This window comes from Azotobacter armeniacus (genome assembly GCF_054779355.1).
Genome location: NZ_BAAGYK010000084.1, coordinates 1 through 524 on the forward strand (window position 1 = coordinate 1; position 524 = coordinate 524).

A 524-nucleotide genomic window follows, 5' to 3' on the forward strand; every position below is an offset into this window, starting at 1 on the left:
TTTACGGAAGTCGACGGGCTTGGGGTAGAGATAGACCTTTTCGACCTTGGCGTCGGGTCGCATCATGATGACGGGCTCCAGAAAGAAATCGGGAGCACAGCATCTGCGGGCCTTTACCTCGGTTGAAGATGGGGTTCATGGATCACTTACAACCTGGCTGCGTGCCGTGCGTATCCATTTATGGACAACATTGGTGTTGATGCCGTGGCTCAATGCCACGCTGGCGACGGAGGCGCCGGGTTGGCCACACTCCTGCACGACTTGAGCCTTGAAGGCCGTGGAATAGGAACGACGCTGCATGATTTCCCCGCTTGAAAAGGTGTCCACGATGAATAGGTGGACACCCTCTCTTAGCCTGGCGGGTTCAAGCCAGACGAGATGCCCGGACGGTTACGGCCTGGCCATTGCTTACCTGCTTCCGACCGTCTTTCCTGACGCAAGCAAAAACCCCCGAGCCGCTGTCGTGGCTCGGGGGTTCGGGATAGGCGCTTGACGATGACCTACTCTCGCATGGGGAAACCCCA

The 524-nt window shown here is 57.8% G+C and carries 1 protein-coding gene; it reads right to left on the minus strand.

Annotated elements, in window-relative coordinates:
• Positions 1–135: 135 nt before the first annotated feature.
• Entirely contained in the window at positions 136–300 is a 165-nt protein-coding gene (locus ACYVD0_RS12825; protein WP_460427166.1) for a transposase, read from the minus strand.
• Between the last annotated feature and the right edge of the window lie 224 nt (positions 301–524).